This window comes from Pseudomonas luteola NBRC 103146, from assembly GCF_002091675.1.
Classification (GTDB): Bacteria; Pseudomonadota; Gammaproteobacteria; order Pseudomonadales; family Pseudomonadaceae; genus Chryseomonas; species Chryseomonas luteola.
The window spans coordinates 28,790-51,595 of record NZ_BDAE01000021.1 but is presented as its reverse complement, the minus strand read 5'-3'; the positions used below and the strand labels follow the sequence as shown (position 1 = coordinate 51,595).

The window sequence follows — 22,806 nt, the reverse complement described above, 5'->3', positions numbered from 1 at the left end:
AGCAGGGTTTGAAAGTGTCATGCTATGAGCCATGCGTTCTTTCCAGATAACGTTTGGCTATTGGAGCAGGGCATAAATATCGGCAATGCTTACTGGCTTGGTAAAGTGGTAGTCGAAGCCGGCCTGCAGGGCCTTTTCCTTATCCTGATCCTGTCCCCATCCCGTGATCGCGATAAGCAGCGTGTGTCTGCCCTCCGGCAATGCCCGAATAGCCTGAGCGACCTGATGCCCCGTCATGCCGGGCATACCTACATCCAGCAGCATCACGTCGGGCTTGAGCGTTTTGAACAGCTCCAGCGCCTGAAAGCCGTTGTAGGCTAATGAGACCTCATGGTCTTCCAGGCGCAGTAGCTCGGCCATGGTTTCCGCTATGTCAGGGTTGTCATCGGCAACTACGATGCGGCGATGGGCCGCTGTCGAGATGGCAGGCGCTGAGAAGACGTCGTGCGGTGCCTCCAGGGTCTCATCATAAGGCAGGCTGAGGGTGAAGCAGGCGCCCTTGCCTGAGCCCTCACTAGCAACAGTAAGCGTGCCGTCATGCAGTTGAGCCAGGGATTGAGCCAGTGCCAATCCAATACCCAATCCGCTATTGGTTTCTTCGCTGGATCTGGGAACCTGTACAAACATCACGAACAGGGAGGCCAGGGCGTCAGGCTCAATGCCAATCCCATTATCCGAAACAGTGATGTGTGCCTTGTTGCCATTAAGGGCTGTGGTAACCGTAATCCGACCTTTCTGGGGCGTATATTTGGCTGCGTTGCTCAACAGGTTGATCAGAATCTGTTCCAGTCGTAACGGGTCCACATTCAGAGCGACAGAGTCTGAAGGGAGCTCGACAGTCAGAGTGTGCCCCTTCGTCTCGAACAAAGGCTTAGTCGTTTCGACGGCGGCACGTATCACAGAGGCTAGCTGCGTGGGCTGCTTACGCAGCTCGATCTTGCCGCGGGTTATCCGGGAAACATCAAGCAGATCGTCCAGTAGCATCCCCATATGGGTCACCTGACGCTTGATGACGTCCTGGCTCCAGCGGCGCTGCTCTTCGCTGATTTGACCTGTTTCCAGCAGGCTGACTGCCTGACGAATAGGCGCCAGCGGGTTTCTCAATTCATGGGCCAATGTCGCCAGGAACTCGTCTTTTTGACGGTCAGCCTCGCGAAGCTGCTGCTCCTGAAGTTTGCGCTCACTGATATCGGCAAACCAGACGGCAATATTGTTCTGGAACGGCGTGGCTACAATATGGAACCAGCCCTCGCAGGTGCTCGTTTGTACCAGCGACTCGAGCGATCTAGGCTCGCCGCTGATCATTGTTTCACGCAGCGCATGATAGATGTCGCCCTGCGCCCAACCAGACAGCACTCCGCTAACGGGCTTGTCTGTAAGCGCCGCTGCACGGGAGCGTAGGGCCGTCGCCCCAGCGTCATTGATATAGACCAGGGTGAAGTCTTCAGCCGATGTTTGTACCTCTGTAGCAGGAGAAAGAATGGCGAAGGGAATAGCTGAAGAGTTAAGCGCTACGTGAAGTTGCTGTTCGGAGCGCCGGGCTTTTTCCTGCTGGCTGGCGCGATCTATAAAGAGGGCAGCCGTCGCTGCGCAGATCTCGACCAGCCGAATCTCCCGTGGTGAAAGCTCATGGGTCTCTCTGAACAGCACCGTTAGCCAGCCCAGTGTGTCCTGACCATCACGCCGTATCGTTACATCGTGATGCGTTCTGAAACCCTCAGCGCGCAGCCGGCTTGAGTGCTCTACCAGGTTGCCCTGCACCTGATCATGGAGACATGACACCGGTAGGGCAGCATTTGATATTCCTTTGCTGACCAGCCGATCGGGCGCTGGTGCTGTACCTTCCAAACCGATGAACCCTCCAGGTGCGTTCAGCAGCTCGCAGACCAAGTTCAGAATCGCACTTAACTGGTCGTACAGCGACGATAACTGCAGCAGGCTTTGACTGAGTGCATAGAGTCCTTCCAAATCTTCGACTTGCTGTGAGAGAGCCGTCTGGGCTTTTTGCAGGCGTGATACTAAAAGGTCACGTTGGTGCTCGCTCTCCTGGCGTGCCGTCGCCGATGTGATCAGCGCCTGGGCCACGTCATCGATCTCCCGAATCTCGGTTTCCGGTAGATGAGGTGCCTGGCCCTGACCCATGGCCAATGCAGCATGCCGCAAGGCGCGCATCGGGTCATTGATGCGGCGCGAGGCGTATCGTGTGGCCAACAGCGCGACAATCAGGGACAACAGAAGGCCTCCACCATAAATGGCAAACGCCTTGAGGGCCCCCTTGGCAATATCGTGTGCGGGAATGCCCGTCGCGACAAACCATCCGCTCTGCTTCAAATGCACATAGGCGGAATATACCCTTATACCTTCTACCGTCTGTGTCAGCCCGCTGCCTTCGTTTGTGTTCTGCTTGACCATTGCCATCAGTGAAGGGGCAGCAGGTTTGCCCAAGGTTTTCTCATGGTCGCGCGTACGCGCAATGCGGCGTCCATTGGCATCGACTACGGTGGCGACCCAATCGCTGGGCAGACGTCGAAGGTTGATAACGTTAAAGATCACCTCAGGCTTGAGCACCGCCGTTAAGACATAAACCAGCTTGCCATTGCGCATGACCGGCATACGCAGCGGGATGGCCAATGTGCCTGAGGGGCCTGCCGCCAACTGGCCGATCGCAGGTTTGAGAGTGCTTACGACCTGCATAAAACTTTCCGGTTCTGCCAACGGGCCGTCTGCGCTCACATGATGGGCGGCAATCCTCCTCAGTACCTGACCATCCGGTGTAGCAATAATGACAGTTTTCCAACCGGGCACCAGCGGGACGACACGGCGGACCAATTCCTGATAGCTGTCGAGGTTGCCATCATCGAGAAAAGGGGACTGCGAAAGGGTTTGTAGCAGGTCCAGCGAGCGGTTAATTTCAACGTCTACTGCCGTTGCTGTCAGGCGCGTGGCCTCGAGGCTCCGCTGCTCGGCTATCGACTTCTGCTCATGAATGATGGCCACCAGACCAAGCCCGGCAATCAGTGCAATTGGCACAATGCCTGCCAATGAAAGCGTCAGAAGACGTCTGCGTAGACGAACCTTGGGGGTGGGCTTGCCGGGTAAAGCCAAGGGTAGATCCTCAACAAAGGTAAAGCCTGCTGCGCACGAGCATTCCAGCCAAGGCTGACTAGAAGAAGCCCTTTTATGATACGACATCTAGCGCAGCGGCCGGTGCTTTTGATCATCCGGCCATATACAAGCTATTCGAAGAGGTAGAAACACACGACTCCTTTTTCTGAAGCACAGGCGGCCATTCTCCACGAAGGGGGGGCGATGGAAACAGGCAGCGGAGCATGCGATAGAAGGGAAAGCTAGTCGAGCAGGAATCTATTACCTAGATGAAAACCATTTGCGGGATGGATGGCCACTGGTAGCTTGCACAGCGTTTCAATCTTCGCAGCCTTGGGCCCCGCCTTATACCTTCTTTAATACCTCTTGGTAATGGACGGCTTGGCTTGATAAGCGCAGTATCAAGGTGGCAAACGGCTATTCCCTTTTACGCGTTTTACCTTTTTACTAGTGTCGGCTGGCTTGATTGGCTCTAGAAAAGCCTTCAGGACATGAGGCCGTCCTGAATTCCATGCTGCCTGCCTCTAGTAACAACCGACTCATATTAAATGGATGTTCTTATGTCTGGCATGCCTGATGATGACGATGACCAACTGAACCGTCGTGTCGAGTGCGAAGAGTGCGGTGAGCTCCGGGCTTGTATTTATTCGCTTCATCCTGAGAGCGACTCGCTTGCCTGGCTCTGTCCTTTTTGCAAGGCCGAGCTCCAAACTCAATAGTTTATGGACAACAAGGCGTATCGCTTGAGCGGGTAGCGTTATGTTATGCCTCTGATTCTGCGTGTTTGAAAGTGTGAAAACCTGAGGCCGCCTGGTTTTTACAGGCGGCGTACCCGCGGATCAGGTGTACGTTTTTCCAGCTGCGGGCAAGCCCAGTCCACGAAGGCGCGCACACGGGGCGAAAGCTGCAGGGCGTGCGGATAGACCAGATGAATGGGCAGGTCCGCAGGTTCGAACGATTCGAGGACTCTGATCAAACGACCCTCAGCAAGCTCATCGGCAACCTGATAATGCATCAGCCGTGTGATGCCCAAACCTTGCAGGCAGGCGAGGGTGGCTGCTCTAACCTGGTTGCAGACCAGCCGAGGTGTGATGGATTCGGCCAGCTCCTTTCCGTTGTGCCGGTAGTACCAGTGCCGGCCTTGTGATGACAACAGGATGCAAGCATGTTCACGCAATGAGCCAGGGTTATCAATGACAGGTGAGGCGTGAAGGTAATCAGGGCTGGCACAGGTAACGAGGCGGGTACCTCCTATTCTTCGTGCGATCATGGTCGAGTCACGAAGATGGCCGATCCGCAGGGCAAGATCGAGGCGCTCATCCAGCAGCGGGAGGATCTCGTCGCTTAACGTTAGTTCGGCGCTTGCTTCTTCATGCTCCTTAAGAAAGTCGTTTAGGACAGGTGCAACGTAGCGTTGTCCGAATTCGACAGGCGCCGTTAGCCGGAGCACACCTCTAACTACGCCATCGCGAGCTTCCAGGCGCTGCTCCATGTCGTCGACATCAGCCAGCATCCGCTGACTCCAGGCAAGATACTCCTCACCCTCGACGGTAAGGGCCATACGGCGCGTACTGCGGTTCAATAGCCGAACCCCCAGATGACGCTCCAGGGCCGCCAGTGAGCGTACAAGCGACGCCACCGATTGGCCGGTTGCCTCTGCCGCTGAACTCAAGCTGCCGTTTTCCACTATCCGAATGAAATTGGCCATCGCCTTGAGCTTGTCCATTGCTGCGCCTTTATCTGTGCAATTACTGCATAAGTCTTCTCAGGTTCACGGCATAGGTGAAACGGATGGATCAGCAGAAACTAGAACGCCTGATGTCAACCGGAGTGCAACCTATGAACCAGCAACCAAGTCCTGCTCGCATTCTCTCATACGACCACATCGGGGTTCGTGTCAGTGATAAAAACCGAGCGATATCGTTTTATCAGGCCCTCGGATTTATGGAGAGCGCACATTTTCCTCGGTATGAGGCCAATGAGATGCTCAGCCCTGATGGGGTTCGTATAAACCTGATCTTTAACGGGACCCGTATACCCCATGCTCACAATGTTTTACTGGATGAACCGATAAAGCTGCCGGGTATGACTCATCCTGCCTTTATTGTAGATGACCTTGAGGCACTCCAGAGGTGGTTGAACGAGCAGGGGATCATGATTACGGAAGGGCCACATCCTATTGGTCCTAGACGCGTCGCGCTGTTTATCCGCGATCCCGATGGCAACGTTCTCGAGTTCAATCAGCTTGTTGAAGGGGATGCATGATGAAACTGTATGATCTGGAGGCTTCCGGAAACTGCTACAAGGTGAGGCTTTTTGCGTCATTGGCCAATATCGAGCTTGAACGTGTGCCAGTGGATTTTCTGAGCGGAGCACACAAGCAGCCGCCGCTGTCGGAGCTGAATCCGTTGGGCCAGTTACCTATCCTGGAAGACGGCAAGCAGGTCGTCAGAGACTCGCAGGCCATTCTGGTCTATCTGGCGGGTGTATATGGTGGTTTGGCATGGTGGCCAGCGCATCCGCAAGGCCAAGCCGAGATCGTTCAGTGGCTCTCGTTTGCTGCCAATGAAGTGCAGCACAGCGTATGTGCTGCACGGCTGGTGCAGAAATTTGGCTACGACCTGGATAAATCGCAGGCGCTTGAGAAAGCGGTGGTAACGCTCTCGCTACTCGACAAGCATCTGGAACACAACGACTGGCTTGCAATGGGCCGCCCAACCATCGCAGATTGCGCGGTCTATCCTTACGTCGTGCTGGCGCCAGAAGGCGATGTGGATCTAGAACCTTATAGTCATGTCGCACGGTGGATGAGGCGGCTGGAAGCGCTGCCCGGCTATTTGCAAAAGCCTTGATCAATCTATGAGCGTGGCACCGATGAGGCAGGAGTTTGCCTTTGAGGATCGGTTAGTCAGGCAGGGGCGCTACACACCGCAATGATGGAGGTGTTGCGCTCCCGAAAAGGAATCACTCCACGTGCGGTATGGTCGGGTTACGCTAAAACGCGCTAAGGTTTGGTTTTCATCTCTACCGTTCTTTGAGCCATGCCCATCATTGATAACGTCGTTGCGTTTACCTTGGCTGCTACCTTACTTACATTGACGCCAGGGCTTGATACTGCCCTGGTGTTACGCACAGCGGCTGTTGAGGGAAGAGCGCAGGCCATCCGGGCGGCACTGGGCATCAATGCGGGGTGTTTGATCTGGGGCGCCGCCGTTGCCTTTGGCCTTGGGGCTTTAATTGCCGTATCCGAGCTGGCTTATGATGTGCTCAAGTATTGTGGCGCTGCCTACCTGTGCTGGCTGGGCTTGAACATGATGGTGCGGCCCCGCAACTCAATGGTCGCCAACGACACTACCCGCGTGCAGAACACGAACTGGTTTCTCAAAGGGATGCTGGGCAACGTATTGAATCCCAAAGTTGGAATTTTCTACGTCTCCTTCCTGCCTCAATTCATTCCTCAGGGACACTCCTTGATCCTCTGGACCTTTGGCCTGGTAAGCATTCACGTAGCAATTGGATTCATCTGGTCCATGGCGTTGATCGGTGCGACTCGCCCATTGGCCCAGATTTTACGTCGTGAAAAAGTGATCCAGTGGATGGACCGACTCACTGGGGGCGTTTTCCTCCTCTTTGCCGCCCGCCTGGCGCTCAGCAAGCGCTGAAAGTCTCTAATTTTAACGATGCAAAGCGGCTTACTAGGTAGCCTTTCTTGAGGCTAGATCTCGTCTATTGTGTTCTAAGCTACTGAAACAAAGCAGAGGCACCTATGATCAGGGTATCGACTTCTTTGATACTGTTTTCTGCATGCTGCGCAATCGAGCGAGTCAGGTTGAATGTATTGGCTTCGGCTTGCTCAAGCGCTTCGTTGTAGCCTGTCCATACCTGCCAACATTCCATAATTGCCAGGGCAGAGACAACGAGCGAAACAAAGACAAGGTCAGGCGTTGCGTCGACAGGCGCTTGGCATTTATCTCAAACCGGCTTTGTTGTGGCATCGTTAAGGTCCAACTGCCGTTCCTCTATCTGATTGGAGTCACAAGCCAATCTCGCACCAGCAGATATAACCGGCAACTCGCCCGCCTGCGGCCAGAATAATCCTTCCGTTACTTCAATCCATACGCATTCATGCCGTTTTGCATTGGTCATCATGACGTTGATCCAATGTCGATTAGCGATTTTTCAAGCGTTTTTCAACTACATGGACAACATGAAGTCACCATGGCATCCGTCATATGTCTGTAATTGATTATTAATTGTTAATATTTATCATTTACATTGATAGGTCACTTTTATAGCATCTTGCCAGTTTTGCCTGTACGCCGTTTTTCATATGTACAAAACGTCCCAGATCGACATCGTTCGGCCTGGTATAGCGGTGCTCGCACTTTTCAAGGACTTCTGAATAATGAAAGCGTTTCCCCTGCGGCCGTTGGTGTTCACCGTTTCGCTGTTGACTACCGGTACAGTACTTGCCGCCCCGATCACAGTTGATCTTGCGTCCCAGCCCTTGGCAAATGCGTTGAGACAACTGGGCCAGGCCAGTGGTCTTCAGGTTTCCTATACTTCGGCAGCAGTGGCCGGCAAGACAGCGCCTGCCGTACGGGGCCAGATGGAGCCTGCAGTGGCACTACAGGCGCTGTTGGCCGGGAGTGATCTGGTAGGCAGTGTTCAGGGTAACGTGCTGACTATCGCCGAGGCAGGATCGGCTGCGGGTGAGGAAGTGGCGCAGCTGGGTATCACTCAGGTAGTAGCGGAGGGCTCAGGCAGTATTACCAGCGATATAGCTGCAACAGAAGGGTCCGGCTCTTACACGACAGGTAGCATGAGTACGTCTACCAAGTTGCCTCTGTCGATACGCGAGACGCCTCAATCGGTAAGTGTAATGACGCGCCAGCGTATCGACGACCAGGCCCTTAATGAACTCAATGACATCGTCAAATACGCACCCGGCATACAACTGCGTAAACTCGGTGGAGACCGCCAGCAGTTTCTCGCGCGTGGATTCACCATCGACAACCTGATGTACGATGGCTTGCCCACCAGCATTAGCACGTTTACGCTCGATACCATCAGCGGCGCTGATCTTGCCATCTATGACCGCGTGGAAGTCGTGCGCGGTGCTACAGGCCTGATGACTGGCGCTGGCAGCCCTTCAGCGACATTGAATCTGGTGCGTAAGCGTCCCACCGCTACTCCGCAAGTCAGTATCACCACCAGCGCTGGCAGCTGGGACCGTTACCGTACCCAGCTGGACGCATCCAACAAGCTGAACGAAAGCGGTACGTTGCGTGGGCGCGTGGTCGCAGCCTACGAAGACAACGGTAGTTTCGTTGATGAGCGAGAAAAGCAGCGGCAGACCTTTTATGGCATCCTCGAAGCCGATCTCAGCGACGCCACCACCTGGACTCTGGGAGCCTCAAAACAGCGCGACGATGCCGTATCGGACTGGGGAAGCCTGCCCGCCGGGCCTAATGGGGAAAATCTGCACCTGTCGCGTTCAACCTTTCTCAGTAATGACTGGGCATATTGGGATCGGGATAACATTACCGCCTTCACCGATGTCACCCACCGTTTCGACAACGGCTGGAGCGCCAGGCTGGCAGCTGCTCGAATCTGGGCGGAATCGAATACCTTCTCCAGTTACCTTAATCCCCCGGTGAGTAATGCCTATACGCAGTCTTCCGGTCAATACCACAGCAAGGACGTACAGACTAACCTGGACGCAACCGTATCCGGCCCATTCACATTGTTTGGACGCGAGCATGAACTGGCATTGGGCGCCAGCCGCCGGCAAGAGCGGTTTGATCAAAAAGGAGGATACTGGCCGACAGCAACGCCGGTTGATATCTACAACTTTGATCCCGGTGTCATTGCTAAGCCCAGCCTGAGCGACCGGCTTCCCTATTCGAGCAAAAATACGGCAACGGAAAAAGCTGTTTACGGTGTCGCCCGGTTTAATCCCATTGATCCGCTGCACGTTATCCTGGGTAGCCGCGTGACGTGGTACGACTACGATAACCGTGCGAGCGATACCGGGGATTACACGGTAACCCGTGAGGTGACGCCCTATGCAGGGGTTATCTATGACCTGAATGACACCTACTCGGTCTATGCCAGCTACACCGAGATTTTCAAGCCGCAGACCGAGCAGGACTTGGGTGGATCCACGCTTGAGCCGATGACGGGGGAAAGCTACGAGATCGGCCTGAAGGGCGAGTACCTTGACGGTAGTCTGAATGCCTCTATCGCGGTGTTCGATATGACCCAGCAGAACCGGGCCTACGCAGTACCAGATCAGCCCACGCTTTGCCGAAACCAGAACCGCACCTGCTATGAAGCGGCAGGGGAGGTGCGCAGTCGTGGTATCGATACCGAGCTGTCAGGTGCCTTGACGCCCAACTGGGACATTTCGGCCTCCTACACCTTGGTGCTCAGCCAATACGTGAAAGATCAAACCTATAATAAGGGTACCTTGTTTGCCCCTGAGCAACCCAAGCACTTGTTCAAAGCGGCTACTACCTATCGCTTGACCGGAGCGCTGAGCGACTGGCGCATTGGTGCAGATGTGCTTGCCCAGAGCAAAACCTATAACCGTGTTGGTACCGGTCGCGCCGTTCAGGATTCATATGCTGTGGTCGGGCTTATGGCGGGCTATCAATTCAATGAACATTGGGATGGTCAGGTAAACCTGAACAATGTGTTTGATGAAAAGTACTGGCAAGGCATACCTAACTCCAGCGGTACAGGTGTCTATGGTGACCCGCGTAACGTCATGTTCAGTTTAAGGTGGAGCTTGTAACGCGTCTCTATGGGCTGGAAAAGAGTTTCCAGCCCATAGGACTGTTTAGCGTTCTTTGGATTGATAGGCCGATTAGGTGATATCGATAACGAACAAACCAGGCGGTGACTAAGCGCGTCTGGTTTGTCAGCTCCATGGGTGCAGCGCTATGGCAAGTCTCGGCCTTGCGTTGATGTAGTGACGAGCCGCGCGCTAAGCGACGGTTTTCAGCATGCCTCCATAAGGGATGCATAGCGCGGTTCTGGACTGAAGATCAGTCGCTTGCCGTGCCGTTATTCCAATGAAATAACGGTACGGCAATTCTGTATCGCAAATAGAGCGTCTCTGACCGTTAGGCGCTGGGCCGAGAAAAGTCATTTAAAAGTACCTTGCCATCCACCTAATCGTTGCGTTGGTAACGTATAACTGTCGCAAGGCAGATCAGCACAGTAGGGCGGTACTCCACAGTGTTACAGCCCAGATCAGAAACGACCCCGCTGGAATCCCTCTCGGTTAGTCGCTATTTAGGGTCACTAGTGTATGATTGATGAAGATGAGATTAGCTAACGTCTCAACTTAAGAGATACGTACATCTAACTGTGGGCACATAACTATCCATTCGGAACGTTACGCTCGGCAGAATGTTTTAGGCAAACTATTCCTCTACAACAACCCCACCCTAGAGCGCTTGGCGTTTCGATGCTGCCACGTGAATGTAGAAGGTGGGCCTTCTAGTAAGTGACAGGATCGATAAATCAGGAATATAGCGCATTGTGCCCACCATAGCCTTGGCCTGCTAGTTAGATATGTTATATGGTTACAAATTGTTTCGCCGAAATGTGTTGTAGTTATGAACCGTCGTCACCTTCTAAACTTCATCCTGGCAGGGCTGACGCTGCCAGCCTTTCCCAACGCCTTTGCCGCTTCAAGCGAGGTACGCTCCGTAAGGGCATCACGTACCGCTGGTCGCTTTCGCCTGGTACTGGATCTCAATGGCCCGAGCCACTATCGCACGTTCACGCTCGACTCACCTCATCGATTGGTCATCGATTTACCTAATACGACGTTAGCCACCAATGTTTCAAAATTGGATGTTACCGGCTCAGCAATCAAAACGATTCGGGGTGGAGCCCATGGTACGACAGGCAGTCGTATCGTCCTCGAATTGAAGCAGCCAGTAAAACTCGACAGCCTGGTGCTTGGCCCGTCCGGCTCCTTTGGTGATCGACTGGTGTTTGACCTTCACCCAATGGGGCCTGCAACCACACAAGTAGCGCATGCGGCATCGACAGCTCGCGCCAAGAAGCGTCCCGGCCGTGATCTGGTGGTTGTCGTAGATGCTGGTCATGGTGGCAAGGACCCTGGATGCATCAGTGCTAAAGGTGCCTATGAAAAGAAGGTCGCCCTGGCGATTGCTCATAATCTAGCCAAGCGGATCAACAAGGAGAAAGGCTACAAGGCCAAGCTGGTACGGACCGAGGATATTTTCGTTCCACTGCGCAAGCGCGTGGACATCGCTCACCAGTATGACGCCGACATGTTTATCTCGGTCCATGCCGATGCAGCACCCAACCGCCGTGCCCGTGGGGCTTCTGTCTTTGCGCTTTCCAGCAGCGGTGCGACGTCTGCTATGGCTCGCTGGATGGCGAAGCGGGAGAACGATGCCGATCTTGTCGGAGCCAATAGCCTGCCTCTGCAAGACAAGGATCCAGACCTCGCCAACGTTATTCTGGACATGTCCATGAGCACTACCATTGCTTCGAGCCTGGATCTGGGACACAGCGTACTAACGAGTCTGGGTACCGTTGCGAAGATACATCAGAAGCAGGTCCAGCAAGCTGGTTTTGCTGTACTCAAGTCACCTGACATCCCGTCGATTCTGGTAGAAACGGGGTTCATGAGCAATGCTCAGGACAGCAAACGATTGCTCAATCCCCGTCACCAGCAAGTAGTCGCTGATCGTATATTTCATGGGGTACACACCTACTTCAGCCAGCGGCCACCGGTAGGGACTTACCTTACAGATCAGAAGACAGCCGCAACGGCATGAGTTGATTTGGACTGACTGGAAATAAGCCAGTCAGTCCAACCAAGTCCCGAGAGTGAAGAACGCTGAGCAAGGAGCGATACCGGACAGGCCACCCTGCTTATTGCTTTATCAGGACCCACACCGCTCATTGTTGATAAAGCGTAGCGGTGTTACCTGCTCCGCTCTGCATGACCGTTGCTGAATTAGCCGGCCCGGTAAATAACTCCGTAGGTCCGCGTTGGGAAATAAAGACTTCATTGGCAGTACCAAACTGGTCGACACGTGCCTGGCTATTGATGCCAGCCTGATCGACAGTGAGCTGATTGGCGTCTCCTTCCTGCGAGAAATACAGGGTGGTAATGGATGTTTCCTGGCTGATGCTTGCCTGGTTGCGAGTGCCGGCAGATCGGCCAATAAGGGTCCCGGCTATTGTGTCTTGGTCGATTGTCAGCTCGTTTCCGTTACCGTCCTGCGCGACGTCTATCACGTTCAGGCCGCCTCCTTGAATGAGGGAAGCGGTGTTGGCATCTCCCTCTTGAGCCAGGCGGGTGGAATAAGCGCCATAACGACTCCCTGTTGACTGATCAACTGTTGCGCTGTTTTCGTTGCCGTTTTGCACAACACTTACATCAGCTTCCATCGGGCCACCACGTTGGGCCAGTGCGATCTGATTGTTATCGCCTTGTTGGGAAAGCGTGGCTGATTTGCCTTTTTCCTGAAGCGCCGTAATGGTATTTCCGTTACCCAAGGTAGTGGCCACCAACGTAGTTACGCCATCGTCGATTTGATCGATCGTGTACACGTTATTGTTGCCTTCCTGAGACAGCGTGGCAGTTTTACCTGGGTTGTAACCCAGTTGATTCAAAGTAAGTACATTCGCATCGCCATTTTGCACTACAGAAGCGTTGTCCCCCTCTCTGTTATTGCTATAACCGCTCTGTTCAAGTGTGATCTGATTATTTTCACCTAGCTGAGTAAGGCTGGCCGATACACCCGTTCGTTGTAATGCATTAATCGTGTTGCCGTTACCCAGAGTATTGGCTGTCAACGTGGCGCGCCCATCGCCTGCTTGCTCGATCGTGTGAATATTATTGTTGCCCTCCTGGTATAAGGTGGCGTCGTAACCAGAGTCACCGCCCTGCTGGTTTACAGTGACAACATTGGTATCGCCAACCTGCAGGATCGAAGCGTCGCTTCCACTCCCGGCGGTAGCTTGATGTACAGCAGCGTTATTGCCATTACCCGTCTGGTCAAGCGTCATTTTATGGCCAGAGGCTTGTTGCAGTACGTCGGCGTCATTGTTATTGCCCGTTTGTATAACGGTTGAGCTCTGGTGGTCTGCTAACAGCTGCTCCTGTGTCGCGTTATTACCGTCGCCACGCTGCTCCAGGGAAACCTCATTGTCGAATCCACTCTGCGTTTGTGTGGCGCGGTTGTTTTCAGCTACGACAAGGCTGCTGAACGAGGCAAGGACGATAAGCGCCAGAGGGGTGAGCTTGAACATGATAACTTTCCTTGTGTATCCATTAGGGCTCAGTCAGTCACAAGACCGAGAAAGGAACCTATAGACCACCTTCAACAGGCTGGCAAAGCCATTGGTCCTGAAGCGCTGACAAGCAGGAGTACTTGCCAGCTGAGCGATGACGTTATGCAAAGTAGGAGAGTGCAGGCCTTGACTTCTGGCCATGGTTGGTCATTACGTTTCATATCAATGAACGTGGCTGTATTACACAGGCATAATGATTGTCAGGCGTCGCTAATCGTATTCGGGAGAAGACATGCGAAACTGGGTGTTAATGACGTTGGCCTTGCTGGTGCACGGAGTCGCCTATGGTGCCGGTGACGCAACGGCAGGGAAAAAGTATTTTACGTCCTGGTGTGGTAACTGTCATAAGGTGGGGACCTATGCCAGGGGCTCGTTCGGCCCCGAACTCAACGCTATTTTCGGACGCAAGGCAGGGGCTACTGAAGACTTCAACTATTCCGAGGCCATGAAAGCGTCAGGAATTGTCTGGAATGAGGAAACCCTCGCTGCCTACTTAAAGGATCCGGACAAGGTCGTACCCGGCACAAAGATGCGTTTCTGGGGAATGAGTAATGAGCAGCAGATTGCCGACCTGCTTGCCTATCTTGCGACCTTCCAGAACAAAGGACAGTAAGCGCTTGCTGCGCCAGAATCATTTCAGGCGTCTGCTTTGAGTGAGTGGCTAGCCTTTACTGTGAGTCTGGCCAGGCCATCGATCAAAACGCCCGCCAATATGCCGATACCGTAAGCAACGATATCCATCCAGGAAAACGTAGTGCCCAAGGCAAGATGGCCTAGCGGATGGTGGCGAATCGCATTGATCCAGGGCGCCTGGTAAAGCTGCGTTGCCTCCACGGCACATGAAATACCAAACGCTGTTACCGCCAGGCATACAGCATTGGCGCGGCGCGCGATCAAAGCCAGACCTGTAAGGATCATGAGCGCCCAAAGCGCATCGCCTGGGTATTTTCCAAGAGCGTCAGGAATGATGATAGGATACTGGCGAGAGGCTAGCCCGAGCGCTATTACAGCACAAAGGGCTAGACCAAGATGGAGTCTGTTACGGTTCCTTTGGGCGCAGTCAGCAGGAGCGCGTAATGAGTTGAGAGTAATTTTATGTAGTCTCGATTACTGGTAGGAATATGCTGTAGCAAACCCATCCTGTGGACGAGCCAGCTAAAGGCTGGTGAATTTTTCTAAATATCTTTTGCGGGACGATTTAAAGCGTCAGGCCACTTTTTATTTCCTATCTCTCTCGTCACATTACGTCCCCTTAGGATCGTCAAGCGCTTGATGCATTAAGTTCGATCCAAAATCGGATGGAACCATCTCCGCAGTCAGGCTTTCCCATTTTTAGACAGCACTTGGACACGTCCGCTGTCTTTATACAAGCCGCCTTCATCTTTTCATCGCGGCGTCACTGACGAGAGGACTATTTTATGCCTACTGATAACCAGTACACCATGCAGAATCCCCTGACCCAATATCCCCAGCCAGAATTTCCGAAGCAGCCGCAAAATCCGCCCGGTCTCGCTCAGGACATGCAGCCACGCCCTGACCACGGTGAAACCAGTTACAAGGGATTTGGACGTCTTGCGGGCCGCAAGGCGCTTATTACCGGCGCGGACTCGGGTATCGGGCGAGCAACGGCGATCGCTTATGCGCGCGAGGGGGCCGACATCGTGCTGAATTATCTGCCTGAAGAAGAGGCGGATGCGAAAGAAGTTGTACAATTGATCGAAGCGGAAGGTCGTAAGGCGGTTTGCGTTCCGGGCGACCTGAAAAGCGAGGCCTTTTGCAATGAGTTGATTGGCAAAGCCAAGGATGCACTGGGTGGCCTGGATATTCTAGTCAACGTGGCAGGTAAGCAGACAGCTGTTGAAGACATCGCCAATTTGACCACTGACCAATTCGATGCCACTTACAAGACCAATGTGTATGCGCTGTTCTGGCTATGCAAGGCGGCAATTCCGCATATGCCGGCCGGTGCCGCTATTATCAACACCACCTCCATTCAGGCCGTGCAACCGTCGGAAACCCTACTGGATTACGCGCCTACTAAAGCGGCGATCACTGCCTTTACCAAGGCGTTGGCCAAACAGGTCATTTCCAAGGGTATCCGCGTCAATGCGGTAGCACCCGGACCCTTCTGGACTCCACTTCAGCCCAGCGGCGGCCAGCCTCAAGAGAAGATTCCGTCGTTTGGCAGCGAGACTGTCTTCAAGCGGCCTGGCCAACCGGCAGAGCTGGCTCCGATCTACGTTATTCTGGCCTCCCAGGAGTCCAGCTATGTGACGGGTGAAGTATACGGCGCAACCGGCGGCATGGCCTGACGGATCGCATCATGCAGACGTTCGAGACGCACCGCATTGAGGGGTACGCGCCCCTGGAAAATTATGCTGCGTTAAGTGATGGCCGCTCGGTCGCTCTGGTAGCGACTGACGGCTCCATCGATTGGTGGTGTCCCCAATATGGACTCACCCCCTCTGTTTGATCGTCTGCTGGATGCTCCCAGCGGTGGTTATTTTTCGATTACCCCTGTCCAACCTTACACAGCCCGACGTGCCTATCTGCAAAGCAGCAATGTACTGGAGACGTTGTTTGAGACCGACTCGGGTCAGGTCCGCCTGACCGAGTCGCTTAACAGTGGATCTGCTGGCCGGTTGCCCTGGTCCGAGCTAGGGCGACGTATTGAGGGCGTACAGGGTGAGGTAACGCTTAGTATCGAGTTAGTGCCTGGTACGCGAGGCCAGACCATCTCACCGTGGATTCGCCAGACACCGAACGGTGAAGTGATGCATATCGATGGTCTGATGGCCATGCTGTGCTACGGCGATGAGGTGGTGATTGATGAATGTACCGACCGGCTGGTGCGTGCACGCGTTACGTTGAAACAAGGGGACCGTACCGTATTGGCGCTGATGGCGGCCGAGAATGAGCCGTTGGCTGTGCCAACACTTGAGGAAGTCGACAAGCGTATTGATCGCAGTGACATGGCGTGGCGGGAATGGGCTGAAGGTCTGCAATACCAGGGGGTGTTCAAGGAAGCAGTCATTCGTTCGGCTCTGGCGCTAAAACTCCTCTTGTATTCGCCAAGTGGCGCTATCGTGGCGGCACCTACGTGTGGGCTGCCTGAAAGATTGGGAGGCGACAAGAATTACGAGTACCGCTATGCATGGGTACGAGATGCGGTGTTTACCATCAAAGCATTCCTGCGCATTGGTGCCATGGCAGAAGCACAGGCTGCGCTGGCGTGGTTGCAGAACGTCATCCGCCGGCACGGCCACCGTCTACACACCTGCTTTACTCTGGAGGGCGATAAGGCACCGGAAGAACGGGTGATCAATGTGCCGGGCTATCGAAAGTCCAGCCCTGTTCGAGTAGGCAACCGAGCAAGTTATCAATGCCAGCTGAGCCTGTATGGCGATCTTTTAGAAACCATCCTCATGTATGTGGAGGGCGGTCATATCCTGGATTTTAATACCGCCGGAATGCTGGTCGAGCTGGCCAATCTCTGCGCTGATCAATGGCGTTGCAAGGACGCCGGGATGTGGGAGCTGGAAGAAGAGCAGCATTACACCATGTCCAAGTTAGGCTGCTGGTTTGCCTTGGATCGAGCAGTCAAGTTGGCAGAAAAGGGTCACATTCCCAATACGATGCAAAAGCGCTGGGAGCGTGAGCGTGACCGTGTCCGTGACTGGATTGATGAACATTGCTGGTCCGAGGCCAAGCAGGCTTACACCTTCTATGCCGGTACTGACAAGCTGGACGCCGGTCTCTTGCTTGCTATTCGCTTCGGCTTTGAGAGCAAGCAGCGGTTGATCACCACGTGTGAAGCAATCCATCGTGAACTGGCGCGCGGCCCGCTGGTGTATCGCTATAGCGGTGCGGAGAAAGAAGAGGGCGCGTTTCTGGCCTGTTCGTTCTGGCTGGTTGAAGCTTATGCTGTGCTGGGTGACAACGAGCGCGCCAAGGCATTGATGGAGGACGTGCTGAAGGTATCAACCAACGGGGTGGGGTTGATGACTGAGATGATGGACCCCCAGACCGGCGAAGCACTGGGCAACTTCCCTCAAGGTTTAAGTCATCTTGCCATGATCCATGCCATTCTGGCCGTTGATGACCCTGCTAAGACCGAGTCCTGAGTAAGAGCGGTTAACAAAACCTCTCTAATGAGCGCAGACAGACGATGCTAGGGATTGGGAATAGCAGAGTTAATAGATATCAAGCCTGCGTTTGCCTGCACAGGCCTGACTAAAAGTCAGGTTTTGTAGCGACTCTAGATATTTTTCTTCCTAAGTGGCCTTATACCCGTTCAAACCTGTAATTAACGTTTTCTTGAAGATCTCGACTTCAAATCGCAAAGCCTGACAATTACCAGATTATTTCTTCTTCTCTGGTGGATAACGGCAGTTTCTACTGGAATTAGACCTTCGCCGCGAGTGGGTGGAAGCGCGGGTAGGCCAGGTCTACCATGGAAGAAGCCAATCTTTAGCTACTGCCTTTGGAGTTCTTATGCACGCGTCATCGCCCGTCGCTCTTGCTGTAGACGACGCCATTGCCCGTGACAGGGAAGCGCTTATTCACCATTTGAAAGGGGTGGTCGGCCCTCAGCACGTATTGACCGACCCCTCTCGCACAAAGCGATTTCGCAGCGGGTATCGCTTTGGTACGGGTGATGCGATTGCCGTCGTTCAGCCAGGTTCGCTTCTGGAACAGTGGGAGGTGGTCAAGGCGTGTGTGAAAGCCAATACGATTATCATCATGCAGGCGGCCAATACAGGGCTTACAGGCGGATCAACGCCCGACGGCAACGATTACGACCGTGACATTGTGCTCATCAATACCATGCGCATGAAGAAGATCCAGCTGATCATGAATGGAGACCAGGTGATCTGTTTTCCTGGGTCCACCCTTGATCAGCTGGAGCGAGAGCTGAAAGTTCACGGCCGGGAGCCTCATTCGGTGATTGGCTCCTCTTGCATCGGTGCGTCCGTGCTGGGTGGTGTCTGTAATAATTCAGGCGGTTCGCTCATCCAGCGCGGCCCGGCGTATACCCAGATGGCGCTTTATGCACGTCTGGATGAGCGTGGTGAGCTTCATCTGGTCAATCACCTTGGTGTTGCGCTAGGCAGTACGCCGGAGGAAATCCTGACGCGGCTGGATAATCACCAGTACAGTGAAGCCGACATCGAACGTGACGCAGGGGCCGGTTCTGACAAGGGCTACACCAGCCATGTGCGGGAGGTAGATGCCGATACCCCGGCGCGCTTCAACGCCGACACGAGCCGCTTGTACGAGGCTTCTGGCAGCGCAGGAAAGCTGGCTGTTTTTGCGGTTCGGCTGGATACCTTTCCCATCGAGAAAGATACCGCGGTTTTCTATATCGGCACTAACGATACCGCCGACCTTACGGAAATCCGGCGGCATATGCTCGCCAACTTTCCGCAATTACCCATTGCCGGTGAGTACATGCATCGGGATGCCTTCGATGTCGCAGAAGCCTACGGTAAAGACACTTTTCTCATCATCGACCGCCTGGGCACCGAACGGCTGCCCAAGTTGTTCTCGCTCAAGAGCCGTTTCGATGAGGTATTCAATCGCTTCAGCTTTCTACCATCGCACTTGGGTGACCGGGTTCTGCAGGCACTGAGCCGGTTGTTCCCAAGCCATCTGCCCAAGCGAATGAAAGCGTATCGGGATCAGTATGAGCATCATTTGATACTCAAGGTCGCGGGCCCTTTGATCGATGAGACGCAGCGTTACCTGGACAGCTTTTTCGGTCAAGCCCGTGGTGCCTATTTCAGGTGTACCGCTGAGGAGGGGCGCAAGGCGTTCCTGCATCGCTTTGCCGCTGCCAGCGCAGCGATACGTTATCGGGACGTTCACCCTAAGGAGGTGGAAGACATCGTGGCGCTGGACATTGCATTGAGACGCAATGACCGGGAGTGGTTCGAAACGCTTCCCGCTGACCTCGATGGCAAGCTTGTCCATAAGCTGTACTACGGTCATTTCTTCTGCCATGTTTTCCATCAGGATTACATCGTCAAGAAAGGTAATGACTGTCTGGCGATTGAGCATCGCATGTGGGACTTACTGGATCAGCGCGGTGCAGAGTATCCGGCAGAACACAACGTGGGCCATCTCTACCATGCCAAGCCGGGCCTAAAAGCGTTCTACCGCAAGCTCGATCCATGCAATAGCTTCAACCCAGGCATCGGACACACCAGCAAGTGCAGCCATTGGGCAGAGCCGGGAGTACAGGCGGGAAGGGTGATTGAGTAACGAAATTAGATGCTGAGTTAAATCAGGCGAAGAGAATAAATGACCGCCTTAGAACGGGTAACCGTGGGGAAACTAAAGCGGTCGAAATAAATGTTACGTATCGAATGTTAAGAAATGATGAATGCGCGATGAAGGAAGCATGACGGCTTACCAGTAGGTCTCCGATCATCAAGAACAAAGACTTAGGCTTGGTATGTCTGTTTTTACTTTAGAAAAGGTAAAAGACCGTAGCCATGTCGCTAGATATCATTTTGATTTTAGTCAATGATAAAGCCGCTGAATGGTCTAAAAAGATAGACAGGCGGCATTTCCGTAATGTGATCTGCAGCACATAATAGCCCGCCTCTTTTCAGGTCTCATGGAGGGTGATGGCGTGGCGGAAAGAGATAAGGCGAGACGGCTCGTAGAGCTGCAGAAGGAAATTCGTCAGTACCAGACAAAGGTAGACCAGGCCCGCCTGCTCGTCCAGAAAACTTTTCTGGATTACTCGGAAGCCTATAATACCTTGAGTTTGCTGGAGGCTCAGCTTGAAGCCGAATGGCAGCATCAGGGCGTTAGTGCCTGACAACTGCGTTTTATTCAGGCTGGGCGATTCTGGTTCGCGTAATCAGTTTTCTAATCGATAATTCAATAGCACCGATTTTCAAATCGCTTCTGCCCTGTATCCTATGGCTGCGTATAACGCTTGAGGAGCAGGGTCGTGAGCAAGACGCGAGTAGGGGTCATCTTTGGCGGTCGCTCTTCGGAGCATGAGGTTTCCTTACAATCCGCCAAAAATATTGTCGACGCCATCGACAAGGCGAAATTCGAGGTCATTCTTATCGGAATCGACAAGGAAGGCCGATGGCATCTCAATGATGCGTCCGATTATCTGCTTCATGCTGAGAACCCCGCGCTCATTGCACTCAATCGGTCCAATCGAGCCTTGGCCCTTGTGCCAGGACAGCGTGAGCAGCAACTGATTGAAACCTCTTCTGCCCTGGCGCTGGGGCAAATTGATGTCATTTTCCCGATTGTGCACGGCCCCTTGGGCGAAGACGGCTCTCTCCAAGGGCTTCTCCGCATGGCCGATCTGCCTTTCGTGGGGTCTGGCGTGCTGGGGTCTGCTGTCTGCATGGATAAGGATGTTACCAAGCGGCTATTGCGCGATGCGGGTTTACCGATTACTCCTTTCCTAACGTTCAGCCGCCTGACCGCTGCCCGCACTTCATTCAGTGAGGTCACCGCAGCGTTAGGGACGCCGGTGTTCGTCAAACCTGCCAATCAAGGTTCGTCCGTAGGTGTCAGCAAGGCAGAAACGGAAGCCGAATACCTTGATGCAATGGCTCAGGCATTTGCCTACGACACCAAAGTGTTGGTGGAGCAGTCCGTCAAGGGGCGTGAAATCGAGTGTGCAGTTCTCGGAAACGATGAGCCGGTCGCCAGTGCGTGCGGAGAAATCGTTGTGCACAGTGGTTTCTACTCATACGACACTAAATATATTGATGACGCAGCGGCTGAGGTCAACGTCCCGGCGGATCTACCATCTGCGATCAGCGAGCGCATACGCTCACTGGCGTTGGACGCATTCAAAGTGCTGGGATGTTCAGGACTGGCAAGGGTCGATGTGTTTCTGACAGCCAGTGGCGAGGTCTTGATCAATGAGGTCAATACCCTCCCGGGCTTTACCAATATCAGCATGTATCCCAAGCTCTGGGAGGCTAGCGGGCTGTCTTATCAGGATTTGATCACTCGGTTGATTGAGCTGGCGCAGGAGCGTCATGCCCAGGAGCGTGCACTTAAGCATTCACGTTAGTCGAGAAGAAGGCTAAGGCAGTCTGCCTTAGCCTTTGTTCAGCCTTACAGTCTTACAGTCTTTTGAGCCGCGGGTTTGGCAAGGATGCCGTCGGCCCGGAACATGGCCTTGATACCCCGCACGGCCTGACGAATACGGTCCTGGTTTTCAATCAACGCGAAACGGACATGGTCATCGCCGTAGTCTCCAAATCCAATCCCGGGTGAGACCGATACCTTGGCATCCGCCAGCAGCTTCTTGGCAAATTCAAGCGAGCCCAGGTGCGCATAGACTTCAGGAATTTTAGCCCAGACATACATCGATGCCTTTGGATTCTCAACCATCCAGCCCGCTTCATGGAGACCTTTCACCAGCACATCTCGACGTTGCTGGTACTGCGTAGCAATGTCACGAACGCATTGCTGATCGCCTTCCAATGCCGCAATCGCAGCTACCTGTAATGGGGTAAATGTCCCGTAATCATGGTAGCTCTTGATACGCGCGAGCGCGTTGACCAACTCGGGGTTGCCTACCATGAAGCCGATTCGCCAGCCGGCCATGTTGTAGCTTTTGGACAGAGTGAAGAACTCGACGGCGATGTCCTTGGCACCCGGTACTTGCATGATGGACGGTGCCTTCCAGCCGTCGAACACGATGTCGGCATAGGCAAGGTCGTGAACGACCAGAACGTTGTATTGCTTGGCCAGGCCGATGACACGCTCGAAAAACTCAAGCTCAACGCATTGAGCTGTGGGATTGGATGGAAACCCCAGGATCATCATCTTTGGCTTGGGAATACTTTCGCGAATAGCCCGCTCAAGCTCGGCAAAAAAATCCATACCCGGTACCAGCGGTACGGAGCGTACCTGGGCACCTGCAATAACAGCACCATAGATATGAATCGGATAGCTGGGGTTGGGTACCAGTACCGTGTCGCCGGCGTCCAGGGTTGCCAGCATAAGATGGGCGAGACCTTCCTTTGACCCAATCGTGACGATGGCTTCGGACTCCGGATCAATTTCGACTGAATAACGATCCTGATACCAGCACGAGATGGCGCGGCGCAGGCGAGGAATGCCTTTGGAGCTGGAGTAGCCGTGAGTGTCTTCACGCTGGGCGACCTGGCACAGCTTTTCCACAATGTGAGGCGGTGTGGCGCCGTCCGGATTACCCATGCTCAGGTCGATGATGTCCTCGCCACGACGGCGAGCGGCCAGCTTGAGTTCAGCGGTAATGTTGAAAACGTAAGGGGGGAGACGATCAATACGCGTGAAGCGACGCATGGAGCTGGAGTCAGCCATGTTTTCCTC

At 53.9% G+C, this 22,806-nt stretch carries 19 protein-coding genes; 12 read left to right on the top strand and 7 right to left on the bottom strand.

The window, feature by feature from the left end; genetic code table 11:
* Nucleotides 1–57 precede the first annotated feature (57 nt).
* Nucleotides 58–3,105 (bottom strand): ATP-binding protein, encoded by a 3,048-nt coding sequence (locus PLU01S_RS19495; RefSeq protein ID WP_074829294.1) that lies wholly within the window; start codon nt 3,103–3,105, stop codon nt 58–60.
* A gap of 817 nt (nt 3,106–3,922) precedes the next feature.
* A complete protein-coding gene (locus PLU01S_RS19490; protein WP_019364121.1) occupies nt 3,923–4,831 on the bottom strand; it encodes a LysR family transcriptional regulator in 909 nt (302 codons plus the stop codon).
* 113 nt (nt 4,832–4,944) lie between these two features.
* On the opposite strand from PLU01S_RS19490, the gene PLU01S_RS19485 reads away from it, so the two are divergent.
* The 3 genes from PLU01S_RS19485 to PLU01S_RS19475 all read left to right on the top strand — a co-directional run bounded on the left by PLU01S_RS19485 (nt 4,945) and on the right by PLU01S_RS19475 (nt 6,767).
* The gene (locus PLU01S_RS19485) at nt 4,945–5,370 is read left to right on the top strand and encodes a VOC family protein (protein ID WP_074829407.1); all 426 of its coding nucleotides are present in this window, start codon (nt 4,945–4,947) and stop codon (nt 5,368–5,370) included.
* Nucleotides 5,370–5,957: a glutathione S-transferase family protein gene (locus PLU01S_RS19480; RefSeq protein WP_019364123.1), complete on the top strand. Its 588-nt coding sequence runs from the start codon at nt 5,370–5,372 to the stop codon at nt 5,955–5,957. The genes PLU01S_RS19485 and PLU01S_RS19480 overlap by 1 nt, the downstream gene beginning before the upstream one ends.
* Nucleotides 5,958–6,146: 189 nt before the next feature.
* Nucleotides 6,147–6,767 (top strand): LysE family translocator, encoded by a 621-nt coding sequence (locus PLU01S_RS19475; RefSeq protein WP_074829297.1) that lies wholly within the window; start codon nt 6,147–6,149, stop codon nt 6,765–6,767.
* A gap of 79 nt (nt 6,768–6,846) precedes the next feature.
* Here the strand turns inward: PLU01S_RS19475 and PLU01S_RS25810 are convergent, their stop codons facing one another.
* A complete protein-coding gene (locus PLU01S_RS25810; RefSeq protein ID WP_159435118.1) occupies nt 6,847–7,002 on the bottom strand; it encodes a hypothetical protein in 156 nt (51 codons plus the stop codon).
* 75 nt (nt 7,003–7,077) lie between these two features.
* Nucleotides 7,078–7,254, bottom strand: coding sequence for a hypothetical protein (locus tag PLU01S_RS25805; protein WP_159435119.1), 177 nt, complete (start codon nt 7,252–7,254; stop codon nt 7,078–7,080).
* Between the two features lie 256 nt (nt 7,255–7,510).
* Between PLU01S_RS25805 and PLU01S_RS19470 the strand changes: the two genes are divergently transcribed.
* Nucleotides 7,511–9,904 carry a TonB-dependent siderophore receptor gene (locus tag PLU01S_RS19470; protein ID WP_074829302.1) on the top strand — a complete coding sequence of 798 codons (2,394 nt, stop codon included), beginning with the start codon at nt 7,511–7,513 and terminating at the stop codon, nt 9,902–9,904.
* Between the two features lie 829 nt (nt 9,905–10,733).
* Nucleotides 10,734–11,933, top strand: a complete 1,200-nt coding sequence (locus PLU01S_RS19465) for an N-acetylmuramoyl-L-alanine amidase (protein WP_074829305.1) — start codon at nt 10,734–10,736, stop codon at nt 11,931–11,933.
* Between the two features lie 124 nt (nt 11,934–12,057).
* Here the strand turns inward: PLU01S_RS19465 and PLU01S_RS19460 are convergent, their stop codons facing one another.
* Nucleotides 12,058–13,416, bottom strand: coding sequence for a hypothetical protein (locus PLU01S_RS19460; protein ID WP_074829308.1), 1,359 nt, complete (start codon nt 13,414–13,416; stop codon nt 12,058–12,060).
* A gap of 274 nt (nt 13,417–13,690) precedes the next feature.
* On the opposite strand from PLU01S_RS19460, the gene PLU01S_RS19455 reads away from it, so the two are divergent.
* The gene (locus PLU01S_RS19455) at nt 13,691–14,071 is read left to right on the top strand and encodes a c-type cytochrome (protein ID WP_074829311.1); all 381 of its coding nucleotides are present in this window, start codon (nt 13,691–13,693) and stop codon (nt 14,069–14,071) included.
* A 23-nt stretch (nt 14,072–14,094) separates the two neighbouring features.
* Here the strand turns inward: PLU01S_RS19455 and PLU01S_RS26015 are convergent, their stop codons facing one another.
* Nucleotides 14,095–14,424 (bottom strand): ribosomal maturation YjgA family protein, encoded by a 330-nt coding sequence (locus tag PLU01S_RS26015; protein WP_267888710.1) that lies wholly within the window; start codon nt 14,422–14,424, stop codon nt 14,095–14,097.
* Nucleotides 14,425–14,876: 452 nt separating this feature from the next.
* Between PLU01S_RS26015 and PLU01S_RS19445 the strand changes: the two genes are divergently transcribed.
* From PLU01S_RS19445 to ddlA, 6 genes are all read left to right on the top strand, one after another.
* Nucleotides 14,877–15,770: an SDR family oxidoreductase gene (locus PLU01S_RS19445; RefSeq protein WP_074829320.1), complete on the top strand. Its 894-nt coding sequence runs from the start codon at nt 14,877–14,879 to the stop codon at nt 15,768–15,770.
* Between the two features lie 11 nt (nt 15,771–15,781).
* Nucleotides 15,782–15,931 (top strand): hypothetical protein, encoded by a 150-nt coding sequence (locus PLU01S_RS26220; RefSeq protein WP_233432235.1) that lies wholly within the window; start codon nt 15,782–15,784, stop codon nt 15,929–15,931.
* Entirely contained in the window at nt 15,909–17,582 is a 1,674-nt protein-coding gene (locus PLU01S_RS19440) for a glycoside hydrolase family 15 protein (protein WP_233432236.1), read from the top strand. Before PLU01S_RS26220 ends, PLU01S_RS19440 begins: the two co-directional genes overlap by 23 nt.
* 370 nt (nt 17,583–17,952) lie before the next feature.
* Nucleotides 17,953–19,722: a D-lactate dehydrogenase gene (dld, locus tag PLU01S_RS19435; RefSeq protein WP_083397983.1), complete on the top strand. Its 1,770-nt coding sequence runs from the start codon at nt 17,953–17,955 to the stop codon at nt 19,720–19,722.
* A gap of 373 nt (nt 19,723–20,095) precedes the next feature.
* A complete protein-coding gene (locus tag PLU01S_RS19430; protein WP_139208918.1) occupies nt 20,096–20,287 on the top strand; it encodes a hypothetical protein in 192 nt (63 codons plus the stop codon).
* A 135-nt stretch (nt 20,288–20,422) separates the two neighbouring features.
* Nucleotides 20,423–21,517 carry a D-alanine--D-alanine ligase gene (ddlA, locus tag PLU01S_RS19425; protein ID WP_074829326.1) on the top strand — a complete coding sequence of 365 codons (1,095 nt, stop codon included), beginning with the start codon at nt 20,423–20,425 and terminating at the stop codon, nt 21,515–21,517.
* A gap of 44 nt (nt 21,518–21,561) precedes the next feature.
* Here ddlA and alaC read toward each other — a convergent pair whose 3' ends face one another.
* Nucleotides 21,562–22,797, bottom strand: a complete 1,236-nt coding sequence (gene alaC / locus PLU01S_RS19420; RefSeq protein WP_074829328.1) for an alanine transaminase — start codon at nt 22,795–22,797, stop codon at nt 21,562–21,564.
* Between the last annotated feature and the right edge of the window lie 9 nt (nt 22,798–22,806).